Raw genomic sequence first — 14315 nt, forward strand, 5'->3', positions numbered from 1 at the left:
CCTATTCCTTTCTTTTGCTAGTCAAAGAAGAAGCGAAGAATGCTCGAACCGCCTCTATCACCCGGTCCTGATCTTCTTCCGCCAGCCCGTAATACATCGGCAATCTGACAATTCGTTCGCTCTCGGCCGTCGTATAGACATCGTCTCCCGCAAAACGTCCGAACTTTCGCCCAGCCGGTGCCGAATGCAGCGGGATGTAGTGGAACGTAGACTGGACATCCCTATCTCTCAGATAGGCGATAAGCGCAGTACGTTCGCTCAATCCCCTACATTTCATGTAAAACATATGGGCATTGTGAACACATTCCTTAGGTACGACGGGTAGAGAAATTATTTCTTGGTCGGCCAAGTCGACAAACGCATGATAATAACGATTCCATATTGCGAGCCTATTCTCATTGATATCATCGGCGCGTTCCAGCTGAGCCCATAGGTATGCCGCATTTAAATCGCTCGGCAGATAACTGCTGCCGTAGCCAACCCAAGTATACTTGTCTACCTGCCCACGGAAAAAACGGGAACGGTTGGTGCCTTTTTCGCGCAGCACCTCTGCGGGCTCATTGTGCTTCTCGTCAGCAATCAGCAGAGCTCCGCCTTCGCCCATCGAGTAGTTTTTCGTCTCGTGGAAAGAGTAACATCCGAAATCACCAATGCTGCCGAGAGGTCTTCCTTTGTATAAACTCATGATACCCTGCGCAGCATCTTCGACAATCCGAAGGTTATACTCAGATGCCAAATCCATGATCGCATCCATTTCGCAAGAAACGCCGGCGTAATGCACCACGACGATTGCCTTTGTCTTGTCGGAGACAGCCGCCTCGATCATGCGTTCATCAATATTCATCGTGTCGGGACGTATGTCAACGAATACGAGGCGTGCGCCAGCCAAAACGAACGCTGTCGCCGTAGACGAGAACGTGTAGCTGGGAAGAATAACCTCGTCTCCCGGCTCGATATCGCACAATAGAGCAGCCATTTCAAGCGCAGCCGTCCCGCTGGTGGTCAAAAGGGCCTTTTGGGCTCCGGTGCAGTCTTCCAGCCACGCGTTGCATCGCTTCGTAAAAACTCCGTCACCGCATATCTTCTTGTTCCTGATCGCCTGCTCGAGATAGACAAACTCAGTCCCCACGAACGGGGGCTCGTTGAAGTTGATCACTGTTGCGCTCCCTTATCGGTCGCGGATAAGTCCATATGCCTTTTGGTATGACTTGAAAACAGCCTTCTCCGAGCAAGCATAGCGACAGCACAAACCACTATACCCAATGCAGTGAGTACGACACCTGCCTTCAAACCAGGCGTTTCATAGTGCAAAACAACCTCATGGACTCCTTCGCCAAGTTCGATACCCATGAAAGCTACGTTAGCTTGTAACAATTCAGCGGGCCGTCCATCAACCTGTGCGGTCCACCCTTTTGAGAAGGGGACCATAAAATATACCAGCCGTGGATCGTTCTCAATCGATACCCTGCACGAGAGCGTCGAGCCGTCGAACCGCACATCGGCCACCTTGTCTGCGCCAGCGTCTTTAAGCTGCTGGATCTGGGATTCGTAGCAATCAACTGGCTGGGCAAGTACTTGAAGATCGTCGAATGAGTAAACACCGGGATCTTGGAAAATAAGCTCGATCCGCTGGCGCGGCTCATTGGAATAGCCCATGTTGACGAGCCACTCGTCTTTACCTCCGTATAAATGGCTCGCGTTCGTAGGATTCCAGATTGTTTTTTCGACGCCAGCCAAACTCAACCTCACTTTTGCATCCACCGTACCCACGCCATAGACTATATCTTGGAAGGCGAGCTGCTGCTTGCGATATAGGGGAGTCTCAGCACGCTCGCTCCCTGTCAATCGTTCGGACGGAAGCAAGTCGCGATACGAAAGGCCCGCTATAGCGACATACGCATCAACGTCAGGTGGCACCTGCACATCAAGCACTATACGCGTATCCGCACGGTAAACGGTGAATCTTTCCCCATCATAAGAGAAGCCGGTTTCATCTTCTTTCCCCCCACCCGCGACAATTGGAGTTCCGTCAAGGCTCTCCAGTTTGAAACCCAACCGTTCTTCAGTGAAAACCAAGTTCGCATCTTCGAGCGGCGAAGAAGAAGATTCCACCACCGCCCCCTGGAGCAAAGCTTGCTGTTTTCGGGACGGATCCAATTCGTCATAGACCGTCCGATCGATAACTTTATCGTACGTAAATACCAGAGGCAGATAGGAGTCCGTCTGGGAAACTCGAAATATCGATCCCTCGGCTTCCCCTTCAAATACCGTAGTGTCGAACAACGGAGGAATAAGATCATCAGATTCATCGGGAGTCACAAAGTATTTTACGCCGGCGAGAGCCTCAAGCGGCGTACGCGAATCAAGTCCGGCGTACATAAAGTTAATGGAACTTGCTGCTAGACCCAAACCTGTATGGTATTCATCGACAAGATCGTTGTAATAGCTGTCGTAAAACAGGGGCGATTTCAGTCGCTGAACCATGTTGCTGTTGAGGTACTGCACGACTTCGGCAGAGTCATACCGCCAGAAAGAATCGTCCCCTGTACGAGAAACAAGTGTCGTAGGATTATTCTCGACAAGAACATCGTGAGAACGACCAAGTCCAACCTGACCTGCAACCCGATTGCCGCCGGAAGCGACAAACTGCGACCCATAGCCGTTGTAGAAGAAACAGACGCAAGCCAGCAGCGACAGAAGCACTGCCGCCTTTTTGCCAGTCAGGGTGCAGAAAGTTCCCGCAAGAGCAACGAGCAATACGAGCAACATCGCAACGCCGAACAAAGCCTCTTTCGTCGTGAAGGGAAAGAGCACGAAGGCTACCACGAAGGCATAAGCAACGGAGCCCTTTACGGCGGCCGCACTTCTCCCCTTTTCCATGTTCAAACAATCAGGAAGCATCGCAGCAACGATGTAGGCAACGCACAGAACGTATGCCCACACCCACCGGTTGTTTGGATAGGCAAAGCCGTTGAAGACCTTGCCAATCAGCGGCAAGCAGAGAAACACGGTGAGCACGATGAAGATCACCCGCAAAAACCTGCGCTCAGCGACAGAACTCCCACGGGTCTTTGCCGCGCCCTTTCCGAACAAAAGAAACACCGCCAAAAGCGCAACTGCGGCGAATCCGTACGAGCAATCGGCACCGACATCTGACAGACTCCCGAACCCGAGCACCAGCTTGACATAGTAGCCAATGGGGTATAGCAGGGCCTCCGGACGATCTAGCCCAAGGCGACCCTCCCCCAGGATCGTCAAAACACCGGGTACAAATAGGACGGCACCAATCATCGCTGCAACGAGAATCAATCCGCAAATTTTCATGAGCCATTTCAAAAACCCTCCCACATGCTTCCTTTCGGGCAAGAAAGCGTAGCGGACAAGGCAGTACACTACAAGCAGAAGGCAAACGGCATAGGCTGTAGTAACTGATTTCAAGAAGCAGAGGGCCATTGCCCCTATAAATAGCAGAGGACTCTCCCGAGCAAGCACCTTCTCGATGCCCCACACCACCAAAGGGCCCAAGAGAAGTGGATAGAGCATGAATATCTGCGAAAACGCCAGCAGCGTATACCCGCTAAAAACATACACCATCGAAGATACGAGTACCGAAAAGCGATCCTTGGCACGGTAAAAGCAGAAACCCGAAAAGGCAAGACCAGCAAGATACAAGTGCAGCGGAACGGAGGCATTCAAGGCAAGATCTGCGTATTCCATGGGAACGAGCACCGACAGCAGGTTCAATGGGTCGCCCAGGCTTGGAAGAAGCGTCATGATGACATCTGCGCCGTAGCCTATCTCCAAAGACCAAACAGGAACGACACCGGTCCTTGCCACGAAGATATTGTATAAAAGCTCACGCAACCACTCACCTTCGTAGGCGAAGAAGACATACTGCTGCTCAAGCCCGTCAACATTCCAGATGAAACCCTTGCCTGCAAAAAGGAAGCTGAAAGACATAGCGAAGAACAAAATCAAAAATACGATGGTATATGCAGCGAAGTACGATCGCTTGCTGGTCGTTCCTTCAAATGCCTCCAGCCAAGCCTTGAAGTGCGCTCTCATACGAAACTGCGCCCGCTAAAGTACGCACCGAACCACATCGCCTTAGCGATAGAAAGGATAACCACCCCATGCCTCCTTGCCAGCTCTCCAACTCTGGTATTCTATTCTATAATGCTAATCTTGTCCCGCCCAAAGCAGGAGAATGCGCTGAAAGCCCGGATGACCGGGAGAGACCATCATCGGCTTTCATCCTCAAGGCCGAGGTAAGAATGCCAGAATTCTTCGGAAGTAAGATAAGGCAAGGCGTTGCGATACTCCAATGCCACCTCTTTTTTGCGCACTGCATACTCGCGTTTTAAAGAGCGATAGCGTTTCCTCAAGCCAAGATACCGTTCACGATCCATGGTACGAATATGCCCCTTTTTCCCTTCAGCGTCAAAGGCGACGAGTGTGTTTCGACGCATGGTTTTCCAGCCGGGATAAGCACCGCGGCTGTAATAAACCGAGGCCGGCTTGCTGGACAGAAGTACATCGGGCAGCATATGCCGGTCATGGGGGATCGCTTCAAGCAACTTCAAGAACATGTTGCGTCTATCAGGGGTTCCCAGATAGGCATGATCGATATCGACTTGGCTCATTATGTTCTTATCAAGCTCCGTAATCGACACAAGGCATTCGTTTTTGGCACCGTTTCGCTTCATAAGCGCTTCACCATTGATCTTTGCCAAGTAGTCGGGACCTTTAAGATAGTCTTCCAATCCGTCAAGCAAGAGCTCGGCGCTTTCATAATTCATGGATCGCAAGTAGATGTTGAAAGTACGCGAAAGCCTCAGCATAAACATATGTTCCGAGCTCTTGTCATCTACGGCAATCATGATCAAGAAGTTCCGTACGTACTGATAGCAATCGACCGAAGCGCGAAAACGCCCTTCAAAGCTATCGTGCCAAACACTAATCCCGCTCATGCACATCATGGTCGGTTGGCAACGCATTCCATACTCAACATCATCGCAGCGAATAAACAGGGGCAGCGGTAAACCGTGTCTGCGAATAGCTGTCACAGGAATGCAGCAAAACCACCAAGCTCCATAGGCATTTGCAACCTCTACGTTGATAGTTTCGTTTTTAACCAAATCATGAATTCGATCAACATGGAGATCGGGTTTGATCTTGTCGTAGATACCGTCCTTTCGAACAAGAGCGACATCTTCGTATTGCAAGGCGGGCTGATCGATCGAAAGCATGGCGCCATTCAGAAAAGCGTCTCTGTACTTATCATTAACGAGCGAAAGCAGGTTAAAAGCGCGTTTAAAGCTTTCAGGAGAAACACAGACATCATCGTCCATGAGCAACACATGCGTAGCATTGCTTCCAAGAGCGGCCAGCATACCACGGGCAAAACCGCCCGCGCCGCCGGTGTTGGCGTTGGGGATAACCGTCACCCCCTCATCGCTCAGATCTTCCGCATCAAGAGTGCGCCCGTTGTCGACAACATACATGTGAAAAGATTTCGAAATCGGCTCATCGCTCCCGAGCACTTCCCGCTTAATAGCCTTAATGTTGGGAATGACGAATTCCTCTTTTCGAAAAGTCGTGGTGCAGAGCGCCAGCCGCACCGCGCGAACGGCAGATTCTTCAACCTCAGTGAAGAACCTCGCACTGCGAACGAATGAGGTTCCACCTGATTTGATGACGAACGAGACAAGCGGAGCGTCGCTTTCTGGCAGCTCCATCACATAGGAACAAAAATCCTCACTCTGCCCGCACGCTAAAAGCGGCATCGAATCTATCGAAGCAACATCGGCATCCTCGCGAAGCTCTGCAAAAAAAAATATCACATGCATCTCCCGCAACTTCGAGCTCAAGTTTAATAACTCCGACGCTGGTATAGCGTTTCCACTTTTCTAGGGAAAGCGCATTGAAATACGTGGAGAAATCCACCGTTCCCGAAAAAGAAAGAGCACCTGTATCCTTATCGTAAGCAGCGCTTTCGGCGCGGTAATACAACTCGGGATATCCGCTCGCAAAATCATCGGTCCGAACCAACACATTAGCCAAAGGAGCCTTCTGCATAGCAATCTCACTCTCACACGATCTCAACGCTTTTCCCAGCTCTTGTTTTGCCCCGAGCCCTAAAAAGACGCAACTTGGAAGTAGCCTGACCCCTGGTCGAGGTTCTTGTTGAAATACGGGTCGCCCTTGCTGCGAAGACCCGGCCATTTCTCGTCGAAGTAAGCAATATCTGCCTCTGAAAAATCGAGAGCGTTCAGGCTGTTGTCATAACGCTCTCGTGGGCTCTTCTCCTCGCATTCCACCTTGACAGTGGGCGTTTGGACGATACGGTAGCCCAAATTACGAAGGCGCAAGCAGTAGTCGGCCGTCCCGACATCTCCTTCGAACCGCTCGTCGAATCCTCCTGCCTCGAAGAATGCCTTGGCAGGGGTGACCAAGCCTTGGTAACCGACTGCGCTGCAATTCTGGAAAGCGCGCATGTTACACTGGTATCCGGGGAAGTCATCAGGATAGCCACGATAAAGCGGCATTATCCGCTTTGAAGTGATCGCAATACCAAAACACTTAGTCATACCGTCCGCATAGAGGGTTTTCGGCGCAACTGCGCCAATGCCCCGCAGCGAGCACATGCCGATAAGCTGCTCGAGTGGCTCAGGAGTTAAAAAAGAGCAACTATCGTCCATGAACAAGAGGTAATCGCCTGTCGCCGAACGCGCTCCTCTGTTAAAGCACTCAAACAATCTTTGATCTTCGCTTGCGATAACATAGCTCCCTTGAGCAACGAACTCCTCTGGCAAAACGCCTCTATTCGGAACAACCATAATCAGCTCGCATCGGTCGAAGCTGTTCGTCTGCTCAAACCACTCGACGAAGCGAGCGACAGCAAGTCTTTCGCAGCCGCACCTTACCACGACCGATATCTTTTGATCGCCTGAAACGCCAAACCAGAGATTGTAAAGGCTCGCAACCCCAGATGCAATGATGTCCGCATCGAGCGAACCTCTCTTCAGCTGGTTTTGTATGGCCAGTCGAGCCGACCTTCTGCTGTAAGGTTTCGAATCGGGGTTCGTTGCCGTTGAGGCGTCGCTGATGCGCCAATGGTAGAGCACTTTCTGCACACCGTAAACCTTGCGCGCCTGACTGGTTGCATATAACAGCATATTGTAGTCTTGCGATCCGTCATAACGAGCATCAGGAGCGGGCATGCCGTTTACAATGCTCCTGCGAATGGTCATGAGATGCATAATATAGTTTTTCGAAAGCAGCAATTCCGGAGAAAACGATGGTTTGAACAAAGGGCTCAGATGGCGAAAACCCCCTCTGTCTTCCATAACCATGTCTTCGTCGCAGTACAAAACGTCTATGCTACTATCACGATTTAGCGCGGAAGCATACTCGAACAGGGTGTCGGACTCGATAAAGTCGTCATGATCCAAAAAACAAACGAAGTCGCCTTCTGCGGCCGCTAACCCACAGTTGGTATTCTCGGTAATGCCGCGGTTGCCCTCAAGCTCAACGAGCTTCACTCGATCATCGAGCTTAGCATATGCCTGCAAAGCCGCTTTCAATTCGGGATCCTCCGGTGAGGCGTTAATCAGCACCAGCTCGAGATTGCCGTAAGTCTGCCCCAACACCGAATCTGCCATATCACGAAGATATGGCAGAGGAGTTTTGTACAAGGGAACTATGAAGCTAAACGTAGGCTCCCAAGAAAAGCGTGAGCCTCTCTGGTTCGCAAGATCCACGCCTTTTGCTCGATGGCGCTCAAACCAGTCGGCATAGCGAGCATCGGTCCATGCGTCAATAGGAAAGAACTCCGGATGCACATCCGCATGGACAAAGGCGTAACATCGCTCTTTCAATTTTGACAGCATCCCCATTTTGTCTCCCAGATAGCGCTTCATGCACTCTCGTTAGCGCTTCAACGATGCGAAGCCCTCGTTGACCTTATCTTTATCGCTTAGCACAACCTTGGTGGGATCAAAAACGGAATCTCCTTGCAAGGCGGGCCATGTGATACCAATATCCGGATCGTTCCAAATTAGACCGCCTTCGTCATTAGGATGATAGACATCGTCGCATTTATAGCAGAACTCGGCTATGTCGGACAGCACGAGAAAACCATGCGCGAATCCACGCGGGATAAAGAACTGCCGCCGGTTCTCAGCCGAGATCAAGACCCCTTCCCATCTACCGTAAGTGGGACTATTAGGCCTAAGATCGACAGCGACGTCGAAGACCTCGCCCGATACGACACGCACCAACTTGGACTGAGGATGCTCTTTCTGGAAATGAAGGCCTCGCAGCACGCCCTTGACTGATGACGATTGGTTGTCTTGCACAAACACAGCATCGATACCGCCGGCAACGAAATCTGCATGCTTGTAGGTTTCCATAAAGTAACCGCGCGAGTCGCCAAAAGACTCGACATCAACAACAATGACACCTTCGATAGAGGTCTCGGTAAACGTGAAATTGCCGGATCGAACCGTATCGCCCGCTGCCATTCTATCCTCCCTATTGTCCTCGCTCGGCATACTTGGCCTCGACAGCATCCTTCGCGTCACGCCACCATGCCTCGTTATCGCGATACCACCCAATCGTAGCCTTCAGGCCTTCGGCAAAATCAGTATGTATAGGCGTCCAGCCCAATTCCTCGCGCAACTTCGTCGAGTCGATGGCATAGCGACGATCATGGCCGGGCCGGTCTTTAACCCAATCGAAATCATCCGCATCTTTTCCCATGTTTTCAAGAATAGCACGAAGAACATCAATGTTGCTTTTTTCCCCATCGGCACCGATAAGGTACGTCTCGCCCAAACGACCTTGCTCCAAGATGGCCCATACGGCGCTTGAATGATCCTCCGTATGAATCCAATCGCGGACATTCAAGCCGTCACCGTAAAGTTTAGGACGCACTCCCGTGAGGACATTCGTTATCTGGCGAGGAATGAACTTTTCAACATGCTGACGCGGCCCATAGTTATTCGAGCAATTCGATATGGTTGCCCGTACCCCATAGGTGCGATGCCACGCTCGCACGAGCATATCAGAAGCCGCCTTCGTCGAGCTATAAGGAGACGAAGGGCGATACGGCGTATCCTCGGTAAAGCGCAGCGGATCGTCGAGCGCAAGATCCCCGTACACCTCATCGGTTGAAATATGGTGAAACCTCACGTCATGCCTGCGAGCGGCCTCCAAGAGGGTAAACGTGCCTTGGACGTTGGTACGGACGAACGGAGCAGGATCAGCTATGGAATTATCATTATGGGATTCCGCGGCAAAATGCACTATCGCATCGGCTTCACCAACAAGGCGATCCACTAATGTCTCATCGCAAATATCCCCATGGACGAACGCCATGCGATCTTCGGAAATTCCGGACAGATTCGCCAAGTTACCGGCATAGGTTAATGCATCTAGCACAACCACATGAACCTCGGGCTTGTTGTCTATCACCCAATGTACGAAATTGCTGCCAATGAAACCGGCTCCGCCGGTGACAAGGTATGTTTTCATATCTGTCCTTAGCACATAGTAGTTTTACGCTTGCCTGATTTTAACTCAATATGCAAAACCCATGGCACTTTCCACGCAAAGTGCTCCAACGGGCATATGAGTGAGCGGACCTCCTGCTAGCCCGACTACCGGGGTCAGCCCGACCGCCGCCCCAACCCCAACCCGACCCCTTCTCGTTGCGATACGCGAAAGTAATGTAAACGCCTGCAAAGCGAATATTGCATGCTATCATACTGCAATTGCGGCTTTTATAAGAAAAGGAGAAGAGGGAGGGCTTCGAGCTACATGAGCTTTTCGAAAACGTCGTTGAAGCGCAATTGGTTCATTCTCACGTCCCTTGTCTCAAAGGACTTCAAGCTCAAGTATCGTCGCAGCGTCTTGGGCGTTGCCTGGTCGGTTTTAAACCCACTGCTCATGATGATTGTGCTTGCCGCAGTCTTCTCGGTCGTTTTCCGAGGAACCATCGAACCGTTTCCCGTCTATCTGATTCTCGGACAAACGCTGTTTACCTTCATGTCAGATGCCACGTCAGGCGCCATGGGTTCCATCATCGAGTCCGCTCCGCTCATAAAAAAGATACGAATCAACAAGATGCTCTTCCCGCTGGAGAAGGTGATGTTTGCCCTTCTTAACTTCGCCATCTCTCTTATTGCGGTAGCCATAGTCATGGTTTTCTTTCAAGTTGTCCCAACTTTCAATATCTTGCTATTGCCCGTGCTTTTGGCATACCTTTTTATGTTTAGCTTGGGGCTCGGTTTACTACTCGCAGCACTGTCGGTTTTTTTTTCGCGACATCATGCATTTGTGGGGTGTCATTCTCACGGCATGGACCTATGCGACACCTCTTTTCTACTCTATCGAGATCCTTCCCGATTGGATGGTCTCCGTGATGCAGTTCAACCCTATGTATTATTACGTCACTTACTTCCGCGAGATTGCCATGTGGGGAACAACACCGGGTCTTACAGAAAACCTCATCTGCTTCGGATGTGGAGCCGTTGCGCTCGCTTTAGGGCTACTTGTATTTCGCAAGCAGCAAAAGAAATTCATATTGTACGTTTAGAGACGAGAGATCATTATGCCTGAAAACGTTAACACATCGGCTCTTTCGCTCGACAGCTCTGAGACCTCCAAACCCGTTGATAACCGCCCAGACATGGTCAGGGTAGACCATGTTTCCATGGTTTTCAACATGGCGTCCGAGCAATTGAACAGCTTGAAGGAATACCTCATCAAAATTGCGCGACGGGAATTGTTCTTTGAGGGGTTCACAGCGCTCGATGACATATCGTTCGTTGTGAAAAAGGGGGATGTTTTCGGCATAATTGGCACCAATGGATCTGGTAAGTCCACAATGCTAAAAATAATCGCGGGTGTTTTGGAGCCTACGAAAGGGCATTGCGAGATCAACGGCAACATTGCGCCCCTTATCGAGCTTGGCGCCGGATTCGATACGGAATTATCCGCGAGAGAGAATATCTATCTTAACGGTGCGTTACTCGGCTATTCAAAAGATTTCATCGATGAGCACTTCGAAGAAATCGTCTCTTTTGCAGAAGTGGAAAAGTTTCTTGACATGCCACTTAAAAACTATTCGTCGGGAATGGTGGCGCGCATTGCATTCGCCATTGCCACCGTGATCGTTCCCGAAATCCTTGTGGTAGACGAAGTGCTCTCTGTAGGCGATTTCATGTTCCAGAAAAAATGCGAGGACCGCATCAGCGAGCTTATCGAAAAGCACGGCGTTACAGTTCTCATCGTCTCGCACAGCAACGAGCAAATAGCCCGATTATGCAACAAAGCAATCTGGATCGAAAAGGGCCATACACGCATGCTGGGAGATTCAGAATCAATCTGTCGCGTCTACGGCGGCCTTGGAGGTAGGTCCGGCAGCTCAAAAGCCGAAAAGATGGTATTTGACGCTCTTAGAGAGTCTGATCATTTCGAAATACCCGACAATACGCTTATCAAAATACATGGGGAAAGTGCCGACGGAACAAATGTAAAGATGGCGCTTCGCGGAAGAAAAGATACCGATACCCATACGGTCATCATCGCTTGCGGAACCACGCATGTTAACGCAGTTATGGCGAACCCTCTGGGAGGAGCTCTTGGAGCTCCAATCATCACAACAAAGCCCGATGAACTCTCAGAAGCAGCTGAACGCCTACTGTACGACTACAAGCCAGAACAGATTATCACAATCGACTGCGGGCGCTGCGCTTCGAAAGCCTTCGAGGTGTTACATCGCTTGCCATGGCATCCAGCCATCACTGCGATCGAAAACAACGACGGCAACACTTGGGATATGTCAATGAAGCTGTATGAGTATGGCCTGAAGCGAGGGCTTTGGTCCAATGAGGCCTCTTTGATTCGACTCGACAACAATCCCGAATCGCTTGTCGCCTCACCGTTTCTCTATGATTCTAAATGTCCGCTTTTTGTCGCATCGAACAACATGGATATCGATGTCAAGGACTTTAAAGAAACGCTCGCTCGAGGATCGATAACGCACCTTGTGGCATTCGGTGCAGAGCCATTTGATACGTTGGACAGCAAGATAGTCTCGCAGGGAATAGCTATCGAACGTATCGCTGCCGGCAATCAAGCAGCATCATGCTTCGCCATTACTGCTTGGGTCTATGACCGCATGAAAAGGGCACGCGGCAGGGTTGATGAACTTTGCGTCGCCACTCTGTCCCTTGCCCAATGGCCAGAGCTGCTTGCTTGCGGATGCTACACCTCACAACGACCGAGCGTATTACTACTTGAAGACAATACGAATTTGGACAGCATAGCCCAATGCCTACAATTCGTACGGGATCGCAAAGACGATCTGCAGGCCATAGTCTCGATAGGCAACCAGCTGGCACTTGGAGAAACCGAACTCCAGATGCTCTGTTACGAACTTGAATACTAACCCTCTTCTTCTTTCAAATTCTCAAGATACGAACGCAAGGCATCTTGCCACGTACGCATCTCATCGCCAATCGTCTTCGCCAAATGATCGTTAGATAAAGACGAGTACGCAGGCCTCTCGGCACTTAAAGGAAAACGCTCTTTGTATTCAACGCTGGTCAGCGGTATCTTTTCACAGGGGATCGCCGCGCCGTCGACCACCGCGCAGGCGAAATCGAACCACGAGCATGTACCTTTGTTGGTGCAGTGGTAAACACCATAATCGTCGGTAGCTGCAATCTTGAGGATCTCATACGCCAGATCATTGGCAGACGTGGGGTTGCCGAACTGATCGGAAACGACGCTTATCCTCCCCTTCTCATGAGCGAGGCGCATCATAGTCTTTACAAAATTCTTGCCAACGTAACCATAAAGCCAAGCGGTGCGCACAACGAAAGCCCGTTCGCAAGCAGCACGTGCCAAAATCTCTCCCGCCCACTTCGTTCGCCCGTAAGCGGAAAGAGGACGAACAGGATCGCTTTCGCTACGCGGTTCCGGGTCAGTTCCCGGAAATACATAATCAGTGGAAACGTGCACGAACTTACCTCCGCACGTTTCGCACGCAATCGCCAAATTCTCAGCTCCATATGCATTGACTCGGAATGCTGCTGCCTCGTCGCGTTCACAGCCGTCAACGTTCGTCACGGCCGCGCAGTTGATCACAAGGTCATAAGGACCCTTTTCGGAGAACCAAGCTGCCACAGCTGCTCTATCGGAGATGTCCAGATTGTCGTAATCTGCATAATCTACCCGCGCATCGGCATACAACCGATCTATGGGACCGATTTCTGCAGCCATGGATTCCAAACAACTTCGAAGCTCGTTACCTAACTGCCCTTTCCCGCCCGTAACGAGAATATTCAAGCCTAATCACGCTCCTTATGGGAAATGATCTTGCCTTCGGCAACCTTCCTCAAGTGTTGACCGTAAACCGACTTTCCATATTTTGCAGCCGCATCAAGAAGGCGATCCTTGTCAATCCAGCCATTCTGGAACGCTATCTCTTCCACTACAGACACCGAAAGTCCTTGGCTGCGCTCAACTGCTCTCACAAATTCGGAAGCCTCGTAGAGCGACTCCATGGTTCCCGTATCAAGCCAAGCATATCCGCGGCCCAACGTAACGACATTGAGAGACCCGCCCTCTAAATACATTTGGTTGAGGGTAGTTATCTCGAGCTCCCCTCTCGCAGAGGGCTTGACCCGCTTCGCCAGTTCGCAAACACGGTTATCATAAAAATACAAGCCCGTGACTGCATAATTAGACTTTGGATGCTCCGGCTTCTCCTCGATAGACACCGCATTGAAGTCCTCGTCGAATTCCACTACCCCAAAACGCTCAGGGTCATCTACATGGTAGCCAAACACCGTAGCCCCGCCCTCTCGTTCAGCGCTTGCAACCGCATCCCGTAAATGACGTCCCAAACCGTTGCCGTAGAAGATGTTGTCGCCCAGTACGAGCGCGCAACTATCACCGGCAATAAAATCTTCGCCAATAATGAAAGCCTGAGCAAGGCCATCTGGACTAGGCTGCTCCGCATAGGAAAGACTCACGCCGTAATCCGAGCCATCCCTGAGCAACCGTTCGAAATTCGAGAGATCTTGGGGTGTCGAAATAATAAGGATCTCGCGAATCCCAGCCATCATGAGTATCGACAAGGGGTAATAAATCATGGGTTTATCGTACACTGGAAGCAACTGCTTGCTAGTGACCGAAGTCAATGGGTAAAGCCGAGTGCCAGAGCCTCCAGCCAAAATAATGCCCTTCATTTCGCTCCTCAGATAGACTCACAACCATTACAATTTCGATTTAAATGTTAG

General features: G+C 50.8%; 11 protein-coding genes. 2 read left to right on the forward strand and 9 right to left on the reverse strand.

Translation table 11 applies throughout. The features are described 5' to 3' along the window. Nucleotide 1: 1 nt before the first annotated feature. From rffA to rfbB, 7 genes are all read right to left on the reverse strand, one after another. Nucleotides 2-1156 carry a dTDP-4-amino-4,6-dideoxygalactose transaminase gene (gene rffA / locus BN3560_RS02115; RefSeq protein WP_096226856.1) on the reverse strand — a complete coding sequence of 385 codons (1155 nt, stop codon included), beginning with the start codon at nucleotides 1154-1156 and terminating at the stop codon, nucleotides 2-4. Next, a complete protein-coding gene (locus BN3560_RS02120; protein ID WP_096226857.1) occupies nucleotides 1153-4065 on the reverse strand; it encodes a YfhO family protein in 2913 nt (970 codons plus the stop codon). The genes rffA and BN3560_RS02120 overlap by 4 nt, the downstream gene beginning before the upstream one ends. Nucleotides 4066-4241: 176 nt before the next feature. Then, complete coding sequence (locus BN3560_RS02125; RefSeq protein WP_096226858.1) at nucleotides 4242-5870, reverse strand: glycosyltransferase; 1629 nt, start codon at nucleotides 5868-5870, stop codon at nucleotides 4242-4244. Further along, a complete protein-coding gene (locus BN3560_RS14960) occupies nucleotides 5758-6225 on the reverse strand; it encodes a hypothetical protein (protein WP_414842611.1) in 468 nt (155 codons plus the stop codon). The genes BN3560_RS02125 and BN3560_RS14960 overlap by 113 nt, the downstream gene beginning before the upstream one ends. Further along, nucleotides 6138-7922, reverse strand: a complete 1785-nt coding sequence (locus tag BN3560_RS02130; protein WP_096226859.1) for a glycosyltransferase — start codon at nucleotides 7920-7922, stop codon at nucleotides 6138-6140. The genes BN3560_RS14960 and BN3560_RS02130 overlap by 88 nt, the downstream gene beginning before the upstream one ends. Nucleotides 7923-7931: 9 nt before the next feature. After that, nucleotides 7932-8525: a dTDP-4-dehydrorhamnose 3,5-epimerase gene (rfbC, locus tag BN3560_RS02135; RefSeq protein WP_096228554.1), complete on the reverse strand. Its 594-nt coding sequence runs from the start codon at nucleotides 8523-8525 to the stop codon at nucleotides 7932-7934. A gap of 10 nt (nucleotides 8526-8535) precedes the next feature. Then, nucleotides 8536-9537, reverse strand: coding sequence for a dTDP-glucose 4,6-dehydratase (gene rfbB / locus BN3560_RS02140; RefSeq protein WP_096226860.1), 1002 nt, complete (start codon nucleotides 9535-9537; stop codon nucleotides 8536-8538). Nucleotides 9538-9822: 285 nt separating this feature from the next. Between rfbB and BN3560_RS02145 the strand changes: the two genes are divergently transcribed. Beyond that, complete coding sequence (locus BN3560_RS02145) at nucleotides 9823-10623, forward strand: ABC transporter permease (RefSeq protein WP_231897331.1); 801 nt, start codon at nucleotides 9823-9825, stop codon at nucleotides 10621-10623. After that, nucleotides 10616-12457: an ABC transporter ATP-binding protein gene (locus BN3560_RS02150; RefSeq protein ID WP_096226861.1), complete on the forward strand. Its 1842-nt coding sequence runs from the start codon at nucleotides 10616-10618 to the stop codon at nucleotides 12455-12457. The genes BN3560_RS02145 and BN3560_RS02150 overlap by 8 nt, the downstream gene beginning before the upstream one ends. Here the strand turns inward: BN3560_RS02150 and rfbD are convergent. Beyond that, on the reverse strand, nucleotides 12454-13359 hold the full coding sequence (gene rfbD, locus BN3560_RS02155; protein ID WP_096226862.1) for a dTDP-4-dehydrorhamnose reductase: 906 nt from the start codon (nucleotides 13357-13359) through the stop codon (nucleotides 12454-12456). The genes BN3560_RS02150 and rfbD overlap by 4 nt on opposite strands. 2 nt (nucleotides 13360-13361) lie before the next feature. Next, on the reverse strand, nucleotides 13362-14264 hold the full coding sequence (gene rfbA / locus BN3560_RS02160; protein WP_096226863.1) for a glucose-1-phosphate thymidylyltransferase RfbA: 903 nt from the start codon (nucleotides 14262-14264) through the stop codon (nucleotides 13362-13364). Nucleotides 14265-14315 lie beyond the last annotated feature (51 nt).

The organism is Gordonibacter urolithinfaciens, assembly GCF_900199375.1.
Classification (GTDB): Bacteria; Actinomycetota; Coriobacteriia; order Coriobacteriales; family Eggerthellaceae; genus Gordonibacter; species Gordonibacter urolithinfaciens.